This window comes from Colwellia sp. BRX8-7, assembly GCF_014077275.1.
In the GTDB taxonomy this organism is placed as follows: Bacteria; Pseudomonadota; Gammaproteobacteria; order Enterobacterales; family Alteromonadaceae; genus Colwellia_A.
Window position 1 is genome coordinate 53,485 of record NZ_JACGVP010000005.1, and the last position, 20,624, is coordinate 74,108.

General features: G+C 37.9%; 17 protein-coding genes. 7 read left to right on the plus strand and 10 right to left on the minus strand.

The window, feature by feature from the left end; all coding sequences use genetic code 11:
- Positions 1-293 precede the first annotated feature (293 nt).
- Positions 294-3,260: a TonB-dependent receptor gene (locus H4J57_RS06325; RefSeq protein WP_182242283.1), complete on the plus strand. Its 2,967-nt coding sequence runs from the start codon at positions 294-296 to the stop codon at positions 3,258-3,260.
- A 516-nt stretch (positions 3,261-3,776) separates the two neighbouring features.
- On the opposite strand, the gene H4J57_RS06330 is transcribed toward H4J57_RS06325, so the two are convergent.
- From H4J57_RS06330 to H4J57_RS20265, 8 genes are all read right to left on the minus strand, one after another.
- Complete coding sequence (locus tag H4J57_RS06330) at positions 3,777-4,598, minus strand: DUF1338 domain-containing protein (protein ID WP_182213800.1); 822 nt, start codon at positions 4,596-4,598, stop codon at positions 3,777-3,779.
- Positions 4,599-4,802: 204 nt separating this feature from the next.
- On the minus strand, positions 4,803-6,272 hold the full coding sequence (astD, locus tag H4J57_RS06335; RefSeq protein WP_182222451.1) for a succinylglutamate-semialdehyde dehydrogenase: 1,470 nt from the start codon (positions 6,270-6,272) through the stop codon (positions 4,803-4,805).
- 124 nt (positions 6,273-6,396) lie between these two features.
- Complete coding sequence (gene astA, locus H4J57_RS06340) at positions 6,397-7,413, minus strand: arginine N-succinyltransferase (protein ID WP_182213797.1); 1,017 nt, start codon at positions 7,411-7,413, stop codon at positions 6,397-6,399.
- A 105-nt stretch (positions 7,414-7,518) separates the two neighbouring features.
- On the minus strand, positions 7,519-8,733 hold the full coding sequence (locus H4J57_RS06345) for an aspartate aminotransferase family protein (protein ID WP_070375700.1): 1,215 nt from the start codon (positions 8,731-8,733) through the stop codon (positions 7,519-7,521).
- Positions 8,734-9,068: 335 nt separating this feature from the next.
- Positions 9,069-10,214 carry an HDOD domain-containing protein gene (locus H4J57_RS06350; RefSeq protein ID WP_182169190.1) on the minus strand — a complete coding sequence of 382 codons (1,146 nt, stop codon included), beginning with the start codon at positions 10,212-10,214 and terminating at the stop codon, positions 9,069-9,071.
- Positions 10,215-10,329: 115 nt separating this feature from the next.
- Positions 10,330-10,914, minus strand: coding sequence for an aminodeoxychorismate/anthranilate synthase component II (locus H4J57_RS06355; protein ID WP_182242284.1), 585 nt, complete (start codon positions 10,912-10,914; stop codon positions 10,330-10,332).
- 195 nt (positions 10,915-11,109) lie between these two features.
- The gene (locus H4J57_RS06360) at positions 11,110-12,345 is read right to left on the minus strand and encodes an alginate export family protein (protein WP_182242285.1); all 1,236 of its coding nucleotides are present in this window, start codon (positions 12,343-12,345) and stop codon (positions 11,110-11,112) included.
- A 498-nt stretch (positions 12,346-12,843) separates the two neighbouring features.
- The gene (locus tag H4J57_RS20265; protein WP_182242286.1) at positions 12,844-14,022 is read right to left on the minus strand and encodes an MOSC N-terminal beta barrel domain-containing protein; all 1,179 of its coding nucleotides are present in this window, start codon (positions 14,020-14,022) and stop codon (positions 12,844-12,846) included.
- A 167-nt stretch (positions 14,023-14,189) separates the two neighbouring features.
- Between H4J57_RS20265 and mpl the strand changes: the two genes are divergently transcribed.
- Positions 14,190-15,581: a UDP-N-acetylmuramate:L-alanyl-gamma-D-glutamyl-meso-diaminopimelate ligase gene (mpl, locus tag H4J57_RS06370; protein WP_182242287.1), complete on the plus strand. Its 1,392-nt coding sequence runs from the start codon at positions 14,190-14,192 to the stop codon at positions 15,579-15,581.
- Positions 15,582-15,583: 2 nt separating this feature from the next.
- The gene (locus tag H4J57_RS06375; protein ID WP_182213789.1) at positions 15,584-16,201 is read left to right on the plus strand and encodes a flavin prenyltransferase UbiX; all 618 of its coding nucleotides are present in this window, start codon (positions 15,584-15,586) and stop codon (positions 16,199-16,201) included.
- Here H4J57_RS06375 and H4J57_RS06380 read toward each other — a convergent pair.
- Together H4J57_RS06380 and H4J57_RS06385 are read right to left on the minus strand one after the other, a co-directional pair.
- On the minus strand, positions 16,173-16,382 hold the full coding sequence (locus H4J57_RS06380; protein ID WP_182213787.1) for a hypothetical protein: 210 nt from the start codon (positions 16,380-16,382) through the stop codon (positions 16,173-16,175). The genes H4J57_RS06375 and H4J57_RS06380 overlap by 29 nt on opposite strands.
- A gap of 37 nt (positions 16,383-16,419) precedes the next feature.
- The gene (locus H4J57_RS06385; RefSeq protein WP_182169200.1) at positions 16,420-16,857 is read right to left on the minus strand and encodes a hypothetical protein; all 438 of its coding nucleotides are present in this window, start codon (positions 16,855-16,857) and stop codon (positions 16,420-16,422) included.
- A gap of 243 nt (positions 16,858-17,100) precedes the next feature.
- Here H4J57_RS06385 and H4J57_RS20355 point away from each other — a divergent pair, with 243 nt between their 5' ends.
- The 4 genes from H4J57_RS20355 (at position 17,101) to H4J57_RS06405 (ending at position 20,526) form a co-directional block, all read left to right on the plus strand.
- Positions 17,101-17,565, plus strand: a complete 465-nt coding sequence (locus H4J57_RS20355; RefSeq protein WP_182213785.1) for a hypothetical protein — start codon at positions 17,101-17,103, stop codon at positions 17,563-17,565.
- A 132-nt stretch (positions 17,566-17,697) separates the two neighbouring features.
- The gene (locus tag H4J57_RS20360; RefSeq protein ID WP_182222450.1) at positions 17,698-17,865 is read left to right on the plus strand and encodes a hypothetical protein; all 168 of its coding nucleotides are present in this window, start codon (positions 17,698-17,700) and stop codon (positions 17,863-17,865) included.
- A 122-nt stretch (positions 17,866-17,987) separates the two neighbouring features.
- Positions 17,988-19,076, plus strand: coding sequence for a hypothetical protein (locus H4J57_RS06400; RefSeq protein WP_182242288.1), 1,089 nt, complete (start codon positions 17,988-17,990; stop codon positions 19,074-19,076).
- A gap of 37 nt (positions 19,077-19,113) precedes the next feature.
- The gene (locus H4J57_RS06405; RefSeq protein WP_182242289.1) at positions 19,114-20,526 is read left to right on the plus strand and encodes a hypothetical protein; all 1,413 of its coding nucleotides are present in this window, start codon (positions 19,114-19,116) and stop codon (positions 20,524-20,526) included.
- Positions 20,527-20,624: the final 98 nt, after the last annotated feature.

Consider the following 20,624-nt stretch of genomic DNA (forward strand, 5'->3'; position numbering starts at 1 on the left):
GTATAAAATATTTTTACAAAAAAGTTACAAAAAGGCTTTTTTTTTGTTTGTAGCGTCTATAAATCGATACATATTTGGATATGGTTTGGTTAATAGGTTGATTATTTCATTGGTAAACAGTTGGTTAGGTACTAATAAAAAAGTTCAAAAACATTTTTGTAATAGGGGTTGTAATATTTCTATATTCAGGCAGAATTAATGGATATTGTTACCTAATGTAACAATTTGTTGAAATATTCAAAGAATTTAAAACAATAAATATTTAAACTATAAGTCCAGAGAGAAACACTAATATGAAAAATTCTAATTTAAAGCGTAGCTTTAAACAATCAATTACTGCTGTAGCAGTAGCGATGTCATTGAGTGCAGCAATGCCCGCAATGGCAAATAACACAACAGGTTATATTACTGGTAGTTCTATTAGCCAAGGTGGTCAAGTTCTTGGTTCAGTTACAATTAAAATTGTAAACAAAGAAACTGGTTTAACCCGCTCTGTTGTTTCTGATAGCGAAGGTTCTTTCCGCTTCCCGCTTCTTCCTCCTGGAATGTATGACATTACAGCAATGAAAGATGGCTTCCAAATCACAGCTCAAAAAGATGTTAAAGTTGGTATGGGCGGTAAAGTTAGCCTTAACATGACTCTAGCTGCTGATGATATTGAGCGTATTGAAGTTACTGGTTCAGCTATTGCTATGGTTGATATCACAAGTTCAAGCACAGGTATCGTTGTTGATACTTTAACTCTTGATAGAGTACCTGTTGCACGTGATTTCACTGGTGTTGCTTTATTAGCACCGGGTACAACTAAAGGTGATTCTGCTTTTGGTAACAACCCATCTATTGGTGGTGCATCTGTAGCTGAAAATGCTTACTACGTGAATGGTCTTAACATTACTAACTTCCGTACAGGTGTTGGTTCTAGTCAACCACCATTTGAAATGTATGACACATTTGAAGTTAAAACTGGTGGTTACTCGGCTGAATTTGGTCGTGCTACTGGTGGCGTAATTAACGCAAAAACTAAAAGTGGTTCAAACGAATTTAAAGCTGGCGTAAATGTTTACTACGAACCAGATGCTTTAAGAGAAGATAAGCAATCACAAAAACGTGATGACGGTACTTTACGTATTGATAACACTGGCGATGAGAATGACTTCTACGAAGTTAACTTATGGGCAAGTGGCGCTATCATCGAAGATACTCTTTTCTACTACGCACTATACAGCCCGCGTAGCGATGAATTTGAATACAACGGTGGACAAGCTTCTACTCCAGATGGTATTGCACAAAGTTTATACTCAGAAAAAGATGATGATTCTTTTTGGGGTGCAAAAGTAGATTGGTATATTACTGAAAACAATATCCTTGAAATCTCAGCTTTCTCTGATCAAAGCACTACAACTACATTGAGAACTGATTATATTGGTTCTACTGGTGCTGAACCAAAAGAAAGTTTTGAAGACAATGGTGGTTTGAACTACACAGCTAAATTAACGTCTATTATTACTGACGATTTTTCAGTATCAGTTCAATACGGTATCAATGAAACAGACCGTACAGCTGGTAGTGTTTTAGATGCTAACCCAGCTATTTACCGTAACTTTACTAGAACTGGAGCGTTTGTTCCTGGTGGTAACTTTGCTAACTTTAGCATTGGTGAAGGTGATGATCAGCGTCAAGTTGTTCGTATCGATGCTGATTGGTACTTAGGTGATCATGAAATACGTTTTGGTGTTGATAAAGAATCACTAACGGCAAACCAACAAACAATTAACTCTGGTGGCGCTTACTACTTATACGTAATCGGTGAAGATGATACTACTATTGATTATGTACGTCACCGTACATACAGCAGCGGTGGTTCTTTTGAATCAGAAAACTTTGCATACTACATTCAAGATCAATGGCAAGCTACAGACGATCTAGTTATTAATGCTGGTATTCGTAACGATTCATTTGAAAACAAGAATGGTATTGGTGAATCTTTCATTAAACTTGAAAACCAATGGGCATTACGTTTAGGCGCAGTATACGATGTTATGGGCGATGGCGAGTCTAAAATATGGGCAAGCTACGGTCGTTACTATCTTCCAATCGCTGCTAACACTAACATTCGTTTAGCCGGTGCTGAAACTTATGTTCAAGATTACTACAACTACGACGGAATGAGCAGCGATGGGTTAGAAGTTCCTAACCTAACTGGTGGTACTTACACTGGTCGTCCTCAAGATGTATTCTCAAACGGTGATGTTCCAGAAGCAGGCGCAATCGTTGATTCAAGCATCGACCCTATGTATTCAGATGAATTCATTGCCGGTTACCAGTTCCAGTTAAATGACGAATGGAGCATGGCAGTTCAAGGTACTTACCGTGAGCTAGCAACAACTATTGAAGATGTTGCAATCGATTTTGGTTTTAATGAATATGTTAATCGTGAATTCGGTTCAGCTTGTACTGAATGTACAGGTTTCCATTACTATGTATTAACTAACCCAGGTACAGATATTACTGTAACGACTGACCCTGATGGTGATGCTGGTCCTTTAGCTAATCAAGAATACACTATTCCTGCATCTGACTTAAACTACCCTGAAGCTATCCGTAAATATGCTGCTGTTGACGTAACTGTTAACAAAGAGTGGGATGGCAAATGGATGTTAACTGGTACTTACACTTGGTCTCATAGCTGGGGTAACAACGAAGGTTTAGTTCGTTCAGACAACGGTCAAGATGACGCTGGTTTAACAACTAACTTTGACCAACCTGGTTTATTAGATGGTGGTGATGGTAACTTACCAAATGACCGTCGTCATTCAGTTAAAGTATTTGGTTCTTACCAAGTTACTGATGACTTGAATATTGGTGCAAACTTCTCATGGCAAGCAGGTAAGCCAAGAAGTGCATTTGGTATTCACCCAACTGATATATTTGCTCAGGCATATGGTTCAGAGTCATTCTACAAAGGCGGTCAATTAGCTAAACGTGGTTCAGAAGGTACAACAAATTCTCTTTGGAACCTTGATTTAACGGCTAGTTACGACATTGAATTTGAAGACTTTGACTTAAATCTTCGTGCAGATGTTTTCAACGTATTTAACAATGATACAGCATCTGAATTCGACGAGATTTATGATGATGAATCTAGAACTGATTTCAATGAAGACGGTTCAGGTAACTACTTTGTTAGCCCAACTTACGGCTTAGCACAGAACTGGCAGACTCCACGTTATGTTCGTTTAAGCGCTTCAATCCGCTTCTAAAAATTGTTTAAACAATAATTTAGTTGTTAAAAAACCCGCTACTTAGCGGGTTTTTTTATGGTTAATATTTAACAAGCGATATTTATTGTTCACTGAACTTTAACGTTTGCTGTATTTATATAAGGGTAAATGCCAGACATTAAAAATTAGAGGGCGTTAAATGAAACGCTTACCTATAAATAGCAGAGAATAAATAGAAGAGAATAAATAGTAAGGGTTAATCCCTTTCAGTCGTCAGCGATGCTTTAAATACTAGTTCAGGAAAAACTAATCATAATATCGGAAAAGGATAAGTTCTTATTCGAACCAAAGGATCCGATTTCAGTGCCAAAATAGAAAGGCTGAGCACCAATGAAAGGTGTTTGATATTTCTAATCGACAATGCAACTAATATCAGTGGAATGAAAGGGGGGAACTATGCGATGCAAAGTCATATCAATGTTGTAAAAGTTTAGCGAACAGAGCTTTATTTCTGCTCGCTATAATCTAGCCCATTGATGGGGTGTCGAACAACAATTATGCTGCTACGTTGGTACTTTCAAATATCTTATCTGCAGAAGCCGCAACAAAACCAGCATATAGCTCGCCAGAATCTAATGGGTATCGCTTAGCAAATTCATAAAAACAGCTAGGGATCTCTGCTTCTCCATCTGAGAACTTAACAATAGCTTTATCTGCCATGGTTGACGATTGTTCAAGTTTAACGATTGAGTCGCCTTTGATTTCACCGCCGGTAGTGTTTAATAAAAATCCACCTGCTTTAACGGCGATATTTACCTCTTCAATAGTCGAAAAGTTATCTAGGTGATTGATACTGACAGTAAAGTGGTTTGCACGGTATCCCCAAGCAGCAACCCAAGCGGCATATTCACTCTCTGCTAACAAAGTTTGGTACTCTGCTTTGCTTACTTGCCAATGCGTACCAGAATACAAGAAACTACTCTGTGCAACCTTCTCATCGTCTATAGCACTAACCATTTTTTCGATAATGTTTTGAACATTAACTGAGAATTCTTTGACGCGTAATTCACTGATAAAAACTTTTGGCAAGCTCGCATCACTGTGTTCAAAATGTTTTGCATTAAGTTTTTTGCTTGAAAAGTCATATTCACCAGAATATTTATAACCTAGCGCTATTAAGATAGCGGCTAATTTATCTAAATTTACCTTCGCACTATCAAAGGTTCGATAAGCAACATGATCGTTGATTAAATCGCCTCCTGAGCTGAGTAAATGATGAATTTTATCGGCAGAAGGCGTAACTTCAATATAGTTTTGCCAAATGTTAGTAAACAAGTCAGTAACTTGCTGGTGTTGAATTGAATTAATATTTGTCATGTAAATATCCGTAGTAGGAGTAGGTAAAATTAGTGACTAATGAATAGTTAAAGAGAGGCGTTCATTTTAAAAGGATTTATGAGAATGCGAGTCACTGCTAACTATTCAGGCTGAATGGCTAGATTTGATCTATATTCTTAAAAAAGCTGGGACGAAGCCCAGCTTTGATTATTAACTTATTAGCGTACATTACTGTAAGTGTGCCTAAATACTCAAGCCTGGGCTTAATGTTGCTGGTAATGACACTTTAGGTGCTTCAACAGAGGCTACTGGGTAAGCACAGTAATCAGCTGCATAGAATGCACTTGCTCTATGGTTACCACTTGCGCCAATACCACCAAATGGAGCCGCACTACTTGCGCCAGTAATCGGTTTATTCCAATTAACAATGCCTGCACGTATTCTACGGAAGAAGTGGTTGTATAAATCTTCGCTGTCACTTAATAGGCCAGCAGACAAACCAAATGAAGTGTTGTTTGCTTCATTGATCGCCGCGTCGAAATCTGTGTAACGGTATACTTTTAATAATGGACCAAAATGCTCATCATCAGGCATAGCTTTAATCGATGTTACATCAACAATACCCGGAGAAATAAAACCAGTACCTGCTTCTAAATGCTTCATTTCAACTAATGATTGTGCACCTAAATCTAGTAACTGTTGCTGTGCAGCAACAAGACTTAACGCTGCTTTTTCAGAAATCATTGAACCGATAAAAGGTTGTTCTTCATCGTCAAAATAACCTATTTTAATCGCTTTTGTCGCTTCAATAAGCTTAGCGATAATAGCATCACCTTGTTCGCCTGCTTCAATAAATAAGCGTCTTGAACAGGTACAACGCTGTCCTGTAGTAACAAAGGCTGATTGAATAATATCATGCACTACCGCTTTAACATCGCTAATATCTTTAACGATTAGTGGGTTATTTCCACCCATTTCTAAAGCTAAAATCTTACCCGGTTGGCCGCCAAATTGTTCATGTAATAAATGGCCAGTATTTGAACTACCGGTAAAAAACAAACCATCGATTTGTGGATGTGAAGCAAGCGCTTTGCCTGTTTCAACTTCACCTTGTACGAGATTTATGACACCGTTTGGTAAACCCGCCTGTAACCAAAGTTTTAAGGTTTCTTCAGCAACTTTTGGTGTTAATTCACTTGGTTTAAATACAACTGTGTTACCCGCTATTAATGCAGGAACAATATGTCCGTTAGGTAAATGACCAGGGAAGTTGTAAGGACCGAAAATGGCAACAACACCATGAGGCTTATGACGTATCATTGCTTTTGCGCCAGGCATTGGGTTTTCAACAGTACCCGTTCGCTCATTGTTTGCTTTGACAGAAATCGCTATTTTACCCATCATGGCGCCAACTTCTGTACGGGTTTCCCAAAGAGGCTTACCTGTTTCTTCTGCAATGGTTATTGCCAGATTTTCTTTGTTCTCGCCAAGAAGCACAGCAAATTTTTCAGCAATAGCAATACGTGCTTCAAGGCTCATGTCTGCCCATGACTCAAACGCCGCTCTCGCACTTTTTACCGCAATATCAACTTGTTCTTTAGAAGCAGACTTTCCCTGCCAAATAACTGTGTTTCTTGCTGGGTTTAACGAGCTAACATCGTGACCTAAACCTGCTTGCCACTGACCATTAATTAATTGTATTGCTTTTGACATTTTTCTGTCCTTATACTTTACGACGTTACCAGGTGACATAAAAACCCACCTAATGAACTAATTATTATTTCACTGCGCGCTGCTCAGTGAAATAAAATGATTGCTTAGAGAATCAAGGTTTACGTTAATTGCGAACTAAGCGTACAAAATCACCTTCATTTACATGCAGTGCTTTAGCGATATCGTCTGACATCAACACCTGTTCAGCAGTTGCTCTTAGCGATACCTTTGCTTGAACAGCTCTAAAACCTGCAACTTTCGTGTTACAAATAATAAAATTAGCTTTATCATCTGTCTCACCAATAATGACTTGATACTTGCCACTATTTCGAATTGTTTTTACTTTGGCTGTTTGTGCTTCAACCGTGGGGCCACCATCAAAGATGTCAACGTATCCTCGGCGGGCAAAACCTTCGGCTTCTAATAATCGCAAGGCAGGTAATGTCTTAGGATGAACTTCGTTAATCACTTTTTGTGCATCTTTGCTTAATAAACTGACATAGATAGGATGCTTTGGCATTAACTCAGCGATAAAGACTTTTTTACCAATACCGGTTAAGTAATCGGCTGTTGGAAAGTCCATCGAAAAGAAATGCTCTTCTAACCAATTCCAAAAAGGAGATCGTCCTTCTTCATCAGATATACCACGCATCTCAGCGATAACTGTGTCTGCAAAGCGCTCGTGATGTTCAGCCATAAACAAAAAGCGACAACGAGACAGAAAACGGCCATTTTTATTTTTTCGGTGACTCTCACCCAAAAACAAAGTACAAATTTCAGATGCACCCGTGTAGTCATTACACAGTGACAATGTTTCTACGGTATTATAAATGCCTAACTCACGAGAGTTATGGACGACTTTACCTAAATGATAATGGTAAAAAGCATCTTCTAAACCTACAGCGGCTTCAATACCACTTGTACCAACAACCTGACCCGTGTCAGTATCTTCCATTACAAACAGATAACCTTCGCTAGACGGGTGCGACACATCTTTATCGAAAGAATACTCAGAATGAGCGATACGTTGCTTTAATAAGCCTTCATTGACAGGTAGTGATGTAAAACCGTGTCCTGATTCTATCGCAATACGATGTAAAGAGTCATAATCGCTCGCTTGAATAGGGCGTATAATAATCATAGAAAGATCTCATTTTTTACAAAGAAAAATGAAATTGCAGTCATTTTAGAAAAATAACTACAATTTCAACGGTGTAATTGTTTTATTAACGTAATTTAACAATGACTATTTTGCTAGTTTAGCAACAGCTTTTTCAAAACGCGCTAAGCCTTCATCGATATCAGCATCTGGAATAACTAATGAAGGAGCAAAACGAATAATGTTTGCGCCAGCAACTAAGGTCATAACACCTTCTTCTAAAGCAGCGTTTAAAAAGTCTTTTGCTTTGCCATGATACTGCTCGGTTAGTACCGCACCAATTAACAAGCCTTTACCACGAATTTCTTTAAATACTTTATGCTTAGCATTAATTGCGTTTAAACCTGCAACGTAGCGTTTTGCTTTTTCTTTTACACCATTTAAAATTTCTGGCGTATTAACCGTATCAAATGCGGCTTCAGCTACAGCACAGGCTAATGGGTTACCACCATAAGTACTACCGTGAGTACCTATTTTAAGGTGTTTAGCAAGTTCGGTTGTTGTTATCATCGCGCCGATTGGAAAACCACCACCTAATGCTTTTGCGGTTGTTAAAATATCAGGTACAACATTTAGACCCATATAAGCATATAAGTCGCCAGTACGGCCAACACCTGTCTGTACTTCATCAAAGATTAGTAAAGCGTTATGTTGATCACAAAGTTCACGCACACCTTCAATGAACTCTTGTGTAGGAGAAACTAAACCGCCTTCACCTTGTAATGGTTCAATCATTATGGCACAAGTTTTATCAGACATAATTGCTTTTAGTGCTTCTAGGTCGTTGTAGTCAACGTGATCTATATCACCAGGCTTAGGGCCAAAACCATCTGAATAAGCTTTTTGTCCACCAACAGTAACGGTAAAGAAAGTACGGCCGTGAAAACCTTGATTAAATGCAATAATTTGTGTTTTGCCTGCGCCATGAACATCAAGTGCCCAGCGACGAGCTAATTTAAGGGCTGCTTCATTTGCTTCAGCGCCCGAGTTGGCAAAGTAAACTTTATCTGCAAAAGTATGATCAACCATTTTTTTAGCTAAACGTAAAGCGGGTTCATTCGTCATTACGTTAGATAAGTGCCAAATTTTATCAGCTTGGTCTTTTAATGCGCCAACCAATGCTGGGTGACAATGGCCTAAACAGTTAACCGCAATACCGCCAGCAAAATCAATAAATTCACGGTCTTGTTGATCCCAAACACGAGAGCCTTTACCACGTACAGGGATTACCGTTGACGGCGCATAGTTAGGTACCATTACGTCATCAAATAATTTACGGTCTACAGGAAAATGGTTAGTCATTGTTCACACCTCAAGTTATTAAACACTGCTGTGCAGTGTATCTTGGCATTACCGCAAAATAGCTCAGCAGGTAAAAACCTTATATTAGTTTATTTTTCAGCAGACATAAAAATGATGAAGCTAAAAATTAGGCGCTAAGTATGACAGAGAAAACAAGTACTGTCTTGCTCAAAATGACTGCAGACCTTATAAAACAAAGGCTTGCCATGTTTTATTCAGTATAGATGCATAACTATATAAAGAGAGTTTTATAGGCTTACTAACGGAATTGCTCGTGAGGTAACGAACACAGTGGGTTATTAACAATAGGTAAACTTTTCATAATTAATCAAAAATTATTTAAAATTTAATTTTATGTGATCAATGTCGCTTTTCTTTAATAAATTGATCTCTTGTGGCGTGATTCGTACTGTTGTTAACAGTAACTTAGCTTCATCATTACTGATTAAATCATCTTTAGCTAAGCTTCTAAAAGCAACATACGCTTTTGCTTTGGTGACTATTTGCGCTAGTGGGCACATTTTTTCTAATGTTTCTGTGTAGGCAAGATCAAATATAGCTTCGGTAATTTGCAAGCGGTCTAGACGCATCAACTCCACTAAATCTGCTGATATCTTGCTACTGCGTGTTATTAGCTGTTCGATTAATAAGTCTGGTGAAGCGTCAAAGGCAACTAATGTATCATGAAGTTTTTTATCTTTATTCTCGTAAGCAGCTTTTAATTCTGCGGTATGTAACTCACTGTAAGTGGTTAAAAAGCAGCGAGAAACAGCGATTAGTCCTAGGTGACTAAACATGCCAGCAGCAAAAGCCGAAAATTCATCCATACCTGCTTTTTTAGCCAATACTGAGGAAGACATGGCAACAGCCAAACTGTCATTCCAAAGTTTTCTTTTCATTAACGTGTAAGGAGCCGTGCTATTAGGTAACCAATGTTTGAGCATAAAGGTTGGCATGACTAACTTTAAATTGTCTAAGCCGATATAACTTAATGCTAAACTTGCGTCAGTAACTTGGACATCGGCCCGTTTACGATACTGTGGTTTATTGACCAGATTAATTAGCTCATTTGCTAACCAAGGTAATGATTTAGCTAAAGGAATAATACGATTAATCGAAGCGGCGCGCACTGACAGTATTTCCATAATACTGGGAATGGCATCTTCAATTTTTAATATTTTGTTGTAGAGGTTTTCTTTGTTATCAAATTTTTTGTTTACTTCAGTTGTCACATGGGTAAAAAATTTAGCCATGACTTGCTCAGTAAAGAAACTTTCTCCGTGGGCCTGAATGATTTTATTTTTATTTGCTTCTTCTTCAACCGCAAGTAATTCTCTGCGGCGATTAGCTTGTTCGCTGTTTTGATGGACAGCAACAGACACTTTTCCACTTTGCTTTTCAGCAAAGCCTTTACTGATCATTAAGCTCATCGCTCTTTTATATATTGGGGCGACTAGGTCGTTGTTTTCAAATATCTGCATGAGCTAATAGGGTGTTTTCCAATAAAGTTGAACTTGAATAGTCTTTATCGGCGACATACACAAAAGTATGAATGATGACAAATGAGAGTGATCGCCTGACGCTAATTTTTTTGTTTTATTTGCAGTGAGTAATAAAGTTATTCAGTAACATCATGCCTTGTTCCGTTAAAATCGATTCAGGATGAAATTGTACACCTACAATAGGCAATGTTTTATGGGCTAAGGCCATAATTTCATTGTTTTTACCCTGTTCATCTTTGCTCCAAGCCGTTACTTCAAGGCAATCAGGCAAAGTGTCTTTATTAACAATTAATGAATGATAGCGGGTCACAGTTAAAGGGTTATTTAATTGATGGAATAAGCCACTTTCGTTATGTTTTATTCTACTTGTTTTCCCATGCATCACGACAAGTGCTTTTTCAATACTTGCACCAAAGTGTTGTGCAATGCACTGATGACCTAAACAAACACCTAAAATTGGCACTTTACCGGCAAAGTGTTTAACTATCTCTAATGATAATCCCGCTTCATTTGGAGAACATGGACCTGGAGAAATAACAATATACTGGGGTGATAGTACCCTAATTTCAGCTAAAGTTATTCGGTCATTTCGTGCAACGACGACCTCTTGCCCTAATGCTTGGAAGTAATGTACTAAATTAAAAGTAAAAGAGTCGTAATTGTCGAGCATTAATAACAAAATAGTCCCTTGGGTAGGAAGATAATAAACGCGGCTATTCTAATCGCTCATCATTGACAATTCATTATATATTTCTACTTTGCTGCTTTGCTGTTGTTTTTGTTGGTTTTTTAATAACATAACAGACACCCCACATAAAAAAGGCTGATACTTACGTAACAGCCTTTAATTAAGATGATGTTCAAGCGTAAGTTTCTAGAACTTAGTTGCAACTTGTATCCATAGTTTGCTGGTATCCGTACTCAATTCATCAGCACTGTAACGGGCAAATTTTACCAGTAAGTCGTAATCCTTTTTAAAGGTATAGGCGGCGACAAGATCTAATTCTGTACCATAGTCTATATTGCCTTCATTTGCCGCTAGGTCATGGAATGTTGCCGCTAACTTAACTCCAGCCAATTTTGTTTTAACGCTAATGTATGTATCTTCAACACCATTTGGCATGCCAGTACTGCTACCCGTATTTAAGAATTTATCTGAAAAACCTTGGAATTTATGTAAGGTCGCAAAAGGTGTACTAAATGCTGCTTTAGCGTTATCACTGCCTAAAACCTCAATGCCTGCTAATAATGTAACTTGACCTAAGTCAGTGGCTATCTCAGCATTGTAGTAGTTAGCATCGTAATTTACGGGGTTATCACCGGCGTCGCTTTGCATTGCTGCACTTAAGTTAACACTTACCGCGCCAAATTTACCATTGTAAAGAGCGCCGAAGGTGCTTGAAGACATTGCATGTGCTCTATCAAAGTCTAATACATAGGCAAATGCTGATATTTTGTGTTCGGTATTAATTTTGTAGGCAGCATTCGCAAAATGAAAAGCACCTGAAAGATCGTCACCTTTTTTGTCATCGCCAAAAATGCGGTTTGCGTTATAGATGTAGCTGTAATCGAGGGAAAGTGCAGCGCTTGCGGTATATTCAATACGGTAACCGTCATAGGTTTGTTCATTTTGACGCCAGCCAACACCACCAATAAAACGCTGATTATTATGTAAAATACGTTGGCGACCTGCTGTTAATTTAACTTTTTCGCTATTGTATTGTAAAAAAGCCTGGTTAACGTCGGTTATTTCAGGGTCAGCAACGACAGCATCACTGCCAGAGTAATCAAAGGTTAAGTCATTATAATCATCAACAATGGCGGTTACATTATCAACCTCAAGGCCTAACGACCATTTTTTATAATTGCCTGTTTGTAGGGTTAGACGAGACTTTATTGTTAACGCTGTTGCATCTTTATCTGTGGTGCCATTTGCACCGTCTTCATCGACACCTTCATAGCGGGCGCGTAAGCTCACATTTACTTTACTGTCTGTTAGTGCTTTTTTAATACCTGAATTGAATGCCGCATCGTCTGCCATAGCAAAAGGCGCAGAAATAATAGAACCGGTAATTAAAGCCAGTGATAATTTTGTTTTCGTAAATTTCATCGTGTATATCCTATCTATTTTATGTATGTATCTTTTGGCTCGACACACGTTATTGCGACCAAACAAGGAGGTCACACACAGTGGCGTTATTTAATATGGTTTAATGTTTATTTCTTGAGAACTAATTAATGGGCTGATTTTGTCACTTTGCTAAAATGCAAAGTTTGATTTAAATCAAGTTGTGATTTTGTCTAATGATGCAGCTGTTTTATTGTTGATTTACATCAAACATTAGCTTGATACTGTTAGAGCGGATTAAAAGTAGAATGATAAAATGCTAAATACATAGCAGATAAAATATAGTAAAGAGGATTGAATTATCTCAGCGCTAAAGTAAAGCATATCTGCTTATCAACGCTTTTTCATACAAGGTGGGTTATAAAAAAATGGATAGTCGTTAAAAAGAGAACGGTATCAATTGCCGTTCACTTTAGTCACGTTACGATATATGTATCAAAGGTTTATCGGGAATTATTTTTCAATAAAAGCGGTTGCTTATTATCTTTTTGCTAACACTAAGTCTGATTGTGGCACTGAGCTACAAGCTAAAACAAAGCCTTGTTCTTTCTCATCGTCACTTAAACCGTCGTTAGCTAATTGTTTAACATCACCATCGATCAGTTTTATTTTACAACGACCACACATGCCACCACGACATGAATAGGGGAGTAGCATTCCTGCTGATTCACCTTGTTCTAAAATAGAGTCTTTTGTGTTGCCAATAACGTTTTTGTTCCATGACTCAAAGTTTAAATTAACTTTTCCTTTACGCATTTTTTTTGGCTCCTTGTTAACACTGGCTTGTGCAGTCGTTTTTTTGTTAGCTGTTTTTGTTGTTGGTTTGGCAATAAATATAGGTGGATTTTGCTTCTTTAAAATAACAATTTCATCACCTTGCTGAATACTTCCTTGATTAAGCGCAATTAAATTTTGCCCAAACATCACATCTCCACTGGCCACTTGTCGGTAGTTTATTAAGGTTGTTAGCGGTTCTTGCTGTGGATGATTTTCGGCATTGTTAGGGTTCACTGTAGTGAAAATACAACGTGAACAAGGCTTAGTTACTTCAAATTCAACCTCGCCAATACGAATATGCTGCCAAGTGTCTTCGGCGTAGGCATCGCAGAGGTTAGCCACAATATTAGGTCTGAATTGTTTCATGGTAATCGCAGGGATTGATTGTTGAGTTAGCCGGTTATTTAAATCATCGAGTGAGGCTTGAGAGGTAAGCAATAGTGGATAACCGTCAGCAAAGGCAATTTTTTTATGACTTTTGCTAACTAAACGCTGTGATTTTTTACCAAAATAAAGAAGCTGGCAAGGTTTTTTTAGGAATTGGCTGAACCATAAATCAAAATTTTCATGGCCATACTGTGCTTGTATTTCATCTTGCCATACCGTTACTTTTTTATAAATGGGTGACAATTCTTGATAAAGTAGATGCAGCGCTGGCATATCTGGAGCGGTTAATATTAAGCCCTGTGCAGATAAATTAACCTTAATAAGGCAAAGTGTTGGTTCAGTGCGGGCGGTTATAAATTGGCCATTCTTATCTGTTATGACAAAACGGCGGTCAAGGCTCAAGCCCAAGTCATCAACCCAACTAGTCGATAATGAAATACCAGCAGCCGATTTAATCGGGTAAATATGAAGTGATTGTAGTGAAGGTGATCGCACGTCGCATCCTTTAATTTAGTATGGCTATGCATACTTACTAAATTAACAAGGCATTGCAATGCCTTTTTACTATCTTATCAGGTATATTATCAGAGATTATTTTGATCTTATTTTTATTACTGGTTACCACAGCATTGCCAAGGTAACCAAGCTTTAACGGACATAACATGCATATTCACATTTTAGGTATTTGCGGCACATTTATGGGCGGTATCGCCGCTATTGCAAAACAGCTGGGGCATCGTGTTTCAGGTTGCGATGCTAATGTTTATCCGCCAATGAGCACACAACTTGAACAATTAGGTATTGAGTTAAAACAAGGCTACTTAACAGAACATTTAAAAGATGAGCCTGATTTAGTGATTGTTGGCAACGCCATGTCACGCGGCAATGTTATGGTTGAATACGTACTCGATAGAAATATCGACTACACGTCTGGCCCGCAGTGGTTATTAGATAATGTTTTAAAAGACCGTTGGGTCATCGCTATTTCGGGTACTCATGGCAAAACTACCACTAGCTCTATGGTTGCCTGGATCCTAGAGTATGCTCATATGAAACCGGGTTTCTTAATTGGTGGTGTACCACAAAATTTTGATTGTTCGGCACGTTTAGGTGACGCCCCCTTTTTTATCATTGAAGCCGATGAATACGATACCGCCTTTTTTGATAAGCGCTCTAAGTTTGTTCATTATCGTCCGCGCACCTTAGTGATTAATAACATGGAGTTTGATCACGCTGATATTTTTAATGACTTATCTGATATACAACGCCAATTTCATCATCTTATTCGTATGGTGCCAAGTAACGGCCTAGTGTTGTCACCCAAAAATGAATCAGCCATCACTGAAACTTTAGCGCAAGGTTGTTGGACACCCACAGAATTTAGTGTCGACAATGAATTTAGTAAATCTGGCTGGTATGCAGAAAAGCTTACTGGCGATGGTAGTGAGTTTATTGTCTACTTTAAGGATGAAATACAAGGCACAGTAAAATGGAACTTAATTGGTGATTTTAATATCGATAACGGTTTAATGGCTATTGCCGCTGCTCGACATGCCGGCGTTCCTAGCCATGTTGCTATTGATGCACTGGCTGAGTTTATTAATACCAAAAGGCGTTTGGAGCTGCGCGGTGAAGTAGGGAAGGTACGTGTATTTGATGACTTTGCCCATCATCCTACCGCTATTGCTAAAACGTTAGCCGGTGTTCGAGCGAATGTAAGTGCTAACGGTGAAGGCGATCAATCATGTCGAGTAATCGCGGTATTAGAACCAAGATCAAACACCATGAAATCAGGTATTCATAAAGACACCCTTCCAGCATCATTAGCTCAAGCAGACGTTGTCTATTTATTTCAAGACGAGCAAGTGCAATGGTCAGTAAATACACTGATTAAAGAATGCCGACAGCCGTGTTTTGTTGAGACAGATATAGATGTTTTAGTGAGTCATATCGTTAACAACTCACAAGCAGACGATACTATCGTTGTGATGAGTAATGGTGGATTTGGCAATATTCACCAAAAAATATTAGATCAATTAGCAAAGAAAGGATAGTTATGAACGAGTTTCGAGAAAAAATTACTGTCGCAATTACCGGCGCATCTGGTGCTCCCTATGCATTAAGATTAATCGAATGTTTAGTTGCTGCGAATGTACAAATTTATGTTTTATGTTCAAGCGCAGCACGAGTTGTTCTTGACACAGAAGTTGGCATTAAAATACCGGGTTCACCTGACGGCGCCACTCAATTTCTCAGTGAAAAATTTAAGGCAAAACCTTCACAAATCACAGTCTTTGGCAAAGAACAATGGTTCTCTCCCGTGGCTTCTGGCTCTGCTGCCCCTAAAAAAATGATTGTCTGTCCTTGTTCAACGGGCACATTAGCCGCTATTACCTTAGGTATGAGTGACAACTTGATTGAGCGTGCTGCCGATGTTGTTATTAAAGAAAGAGGGCAGTTGATTTTAGTGGTACGAGAATCACCTTTTTCTACCATACACTTACAAAATATGCTGACACTTTCACAAATGGGCGTTACTGTCATGCCAGCGGCACCTGGCTTTTATCATCACCCCAAGTCGATTAATGATTTAATTGATTTTATGGTGGGCAGAATGTTGGATCATTTAGGTATTGAACAAGCGATTATTCCGCGCTGGGGTTATCAGCTTTAATGTTTACTTGTGGTGTTTGGCTTTTATTCTCTGTTTTACAATTGGGATCGATCTCTTTGCGGTGAATATCGCAAGGAGTTGATTGACCATTAATTATAATTTTTTGTCGACCATTGCTCATTGACACAGAGCCACAAGAAAATAAAAAAAGTATCAGTAAAGTAGATAATAACTTTTGCATATTTTTGCTCTAGAATCCTATGTGAAATCAGTATAAGTTATTTAAATAAGTTAGAACAGTTTTCAGGTGAGGCTGCCATTAACGTAACCGTTTTACCACTTCGCACTTTTACACAACTTACTGATTCAGGAATTTTTTGCTTTTGAATGACATCAAATTCACCTTGGATGGCGGAATTTAGATGGTACTGAAAAGCATCATTACTCCCTTCAAATAAAGCGGTAAATAACCCAAAAACTAATGCCCCAGCGATGGTCCCTGCAATCATATCTTTATGGTTACCGTCAAGTTCGCCTAATAAGCCAATGCCAGCACCGGTAATAATACCTGTTTTGACCTCTGAAGATAAAGTTACCGGAGTAACCGACGCAATAGTCGCATAAAATTCTTTAATTATTTGGTGTTGCTCTGCTCGGTCAACCCCATGGCTTGCACATCCGGCAAATAGTAAAGCGCTAAGTAATAATCTTTTCATGGTGTTTTCTCAATAATTTATTGTGCATATAATAAGGAGGGCACAAGGAGTATGAAAAGATGTTACCGAGAGTTACAAGCCAAAAATATTTAAAAATTGTATGTTAATTGTTTACGGTGGCTTACATAATTTTACGTTTTCAAAAAAATTATAGGTAAGGCGTTAATAGGATATTGCTTATGCCAAGTTTGGGGTAATAGGCCTGAAAAATTCTCCGGCTTGATTAGATAACCCCAAACGGTATTGAGTTCGCCTGGGGATTTAAACCATAGTGAACTTATTGATAAAATACTCAAATGGGATGAATGGCATTATAGTTTAAATACCTCACCTAAAATCGTTGTATTAGATACACGCACCCAGCGATGGTACTCTGAAAGTAATGCCGGCAAACCTTCTGGCTTAATGGACTGGCAGTCATTATCAGCCCTACAGCAAGCGTTAATTAATGAGCCTAATATTATCATGGTCTCTGCTGCACCTATTTATGGGGTTAAGTTGATTGAAACTATTCAGCGTATTTTTACTTTTTGGGGAAAGCCTTTAGCAGTAGATGCTGAAAACTGGATGGCACACTCTGGCACAGCTAATGTGATGTTAAATATTTTTAGACACAATAAAACACCGCCTAATTTTATTATTCTTTCAGGTGATGTGCACTATTCTTTTGTTTATAAAGTGACTCACCGTTTTCGTCGTAACAGCTAAAAAATATTACAAGTCACCTGTAGCGGTTTAAAAAATGAATTTCCAGCCGCTTTATTACATACCTTAGAAAGGCTAAATAAATATTTGTATGCGACTTATTCACCGCTTAACTGGTTTACAAAAAGAAGGCGGATGAAGGTCCGTGTGAGAAGGCCTAATTACATTGATTCAGCTAACGATGTAACTTTATTTAATGGCAGTGGTATTGGCTTGTTGACCTTAAGCGAAGATAACCAAACCATCACCACAGAAATCATTACAACAAAAGGAAAAGTTGTTCGCTTTGAGCAACTCTTGTAATACGGCAAAAAGCGACAAGCAACTTGAACTCAGCATTGAACAACTATTTGATTAGTTATTGATTAGTTGATACTTTATATTCAGTTTAGGCATAAACGTTAATGTAAAATGGAATTTATCTAATGGCTATTTATCAAAGAATCTTTATAGTAGGGTTACTTTTTTTACTCGTATCGTGTAGTCCAACGAAACATAGCCAAGCCTTGCAGGCATATCAGCAAGCTAAGCAAGAACTCAACCTCACTCACTCAATCACCGCATTAAAAAAACTGGTTCAACTAAAACCCTCACAATACCAAGCTGAATTAACGCTTGCCGAAAAAGCGCAAGATAAATTAATAGCGGCACAAGTTCACCTTGCTCAGGGCGATTACTATTTAGCTTATCTGTTAAGTCATGATTCTCATCAGCACTTCCCCAGTACCGAAAATAAAAAAGTATTAATACAGGCAGCTAAAAAGTTAGTGCCGATAATAAAAATAATGCAATTTATTAGCGAATCATTTACTAGTCGGCCAACAGATCTACCTGAAATTTATCAGGAATGTCTTAATCGACCTGTTGATGACTGGGACTTAATAAAGGTTAATAGCGTGATCAACCAGTTAACGCAAAGTAAAGCCAAATTAACCAAAGCGCTAAGTCGAATAAACAGCAGTGACCTCGAGTCAATACTACCAACAGGGTTTGCATTACAGCGTGGAATTAAAGCCCAACTAACGCTCATTGAGCGCGAGAGAGATTATCTACCTAAGCTCGCTAAGCACCTAAGTGCAAAGTTACTGATAGATTTAAATAAATCATTAACAGATAACACCATCGAACTGTTATCTATGTTTGACTCTGAAACGGCAAAAAGTAATAGCCAAGCCACTTTTATTGGCGCTAGAACAAATTACTCGTCCTATAAAAACCTAGTGGTTAACCTGTCTTTAGCGACAAACTTAGCTTCCGGTGATCGCCATGCAAGTTGGTATCAAGCATGGCAAACTATGGAGAGTGAGGTCCTTGATCCACAAGGTTTATTTTTAAATTATCCTCTTCAAGCAGAGCTAAGAAGTAAAAATATAAACCGCCACATCAATGTTAACGTTACTGAACCTTTACAAGCAAAGGTTGAAAGTATTGATATTAATGATTTTTATTTACGCTACCCTGCCATCAATGCACTGACCAAAAAGTTAGTAATTGATAAAGCTATTTTATTATAAATATAAGTTCTTCATGAATTATAGCGGAGTTACCTTAATGCACGTTTTTCTAAAAATAGTTACCTTTAGTTGTTTTTTACTCTTTTCCTTGTTTGCTTTTTCAGCCGTTGAGGAAGTCGTACTGCCACCTATTCTTGACTACTACCCTAATTGTGAATACCAAATCATTAAAGAAACGAGTGTTATTGGTATGGCTAAAGCGCAGCAAATGGCTAAAACTACCAAGAGATTATTAAATCAATTACAACAAAAAGCGATAGATGCTGGCGCCAATGGTGTCATTATCATCGATAAAAAAATAGAAGATATTAACGTTTTAGATGAAAAGGGTGGGCAACAACAAATACGTTTTTTTGCTAAGCTAATTGTGCAGTGTCAACAGAAAAAAGTAGCCGATGAAATGGGCACTCCAAATGTCATCCATCAAAGATTTACCGCTTATAATCATGACGGTGTTAAAGCAAAAAGTATGATGACCTTCAAATTGACTTCTGCTGACTCTAGAGTTGGCCGGCCTGAAGTTATCAATACTGAGGTATCTTTGGCCAACGGTCTTTATGGCGTAAAGTTGGGCGATAGCTATCAACAAGTCATCAAAAAATTTGGTGAGCCTAATGTGCAATTAACCTTGCTGGCTGATGAGTTGATTATAGGTTACGGAAGACACCATTGGTTGCATTTTCAATTGGATAAATTAGTAAAGGTACAAAGTACTTTGCCATATTTATCAGCCAGTATTTTGAATAAAATTCCTTTACTTGATTTTTTTGATGCCAATGCTTGGAAGATCAACAATAAGGTCGGTCGAAAAGCACTTTTAAAGGACGTTTATCCTGCATTAGCGTTAGATAAACCTTTAAATGAAAAGAATCAATTAGTCTTAAATAGCCAAGACAAGGTGCTAACACTAAATTTTATTGCCAGTAAAAATTCTCATACCAATGAAAAGAAATATACGTTGGGTGGCTTCTCTATGGAGCAAAGCAACTATAAAGAAAGTCGTATGCTGCCTTTTGATGATCAAGTGATTCAAAACGAGGCAATTACACAAGCGTATTTAGCCCTAGTATCAAACAAAGAAATAAATGTTAATAACCTTGCAGAGCAGCTTGGTGAAGCTAAAGGGCGGATAGTATTGCCAAGAGGGATCACTATCAATCTTTATAACCAACATTTAATGTTAAAGGTAAACACTACTGAACTTGTTGAAATTCATTTGTTGGAAGAAGTCTTTATAAACGATAACGCTAATTCAAAAGCTACTATTTGGGCTTTGGGGGATTTTATTCAAGGGGGATCATTTGAACAACTTCAAAAGTCCTTTCCTGACGATGCCTATGAAAGTAATTATGGTATCGAAATACCGTCGGTAGGGTATTCGTTATTTTTGCTCTTTGATGATTATAATAAGGGAAAACCGTTATATGAAGCGGTAATTAGCATATATTAATTACAGTCTTTAATGAGTCGTTAAAAATCAATATTTGCTAATTTCACTGAAGTTCTGTTTTAGTAAACTCAGTGAAATTAGCTGCAGCGATTAGTCGC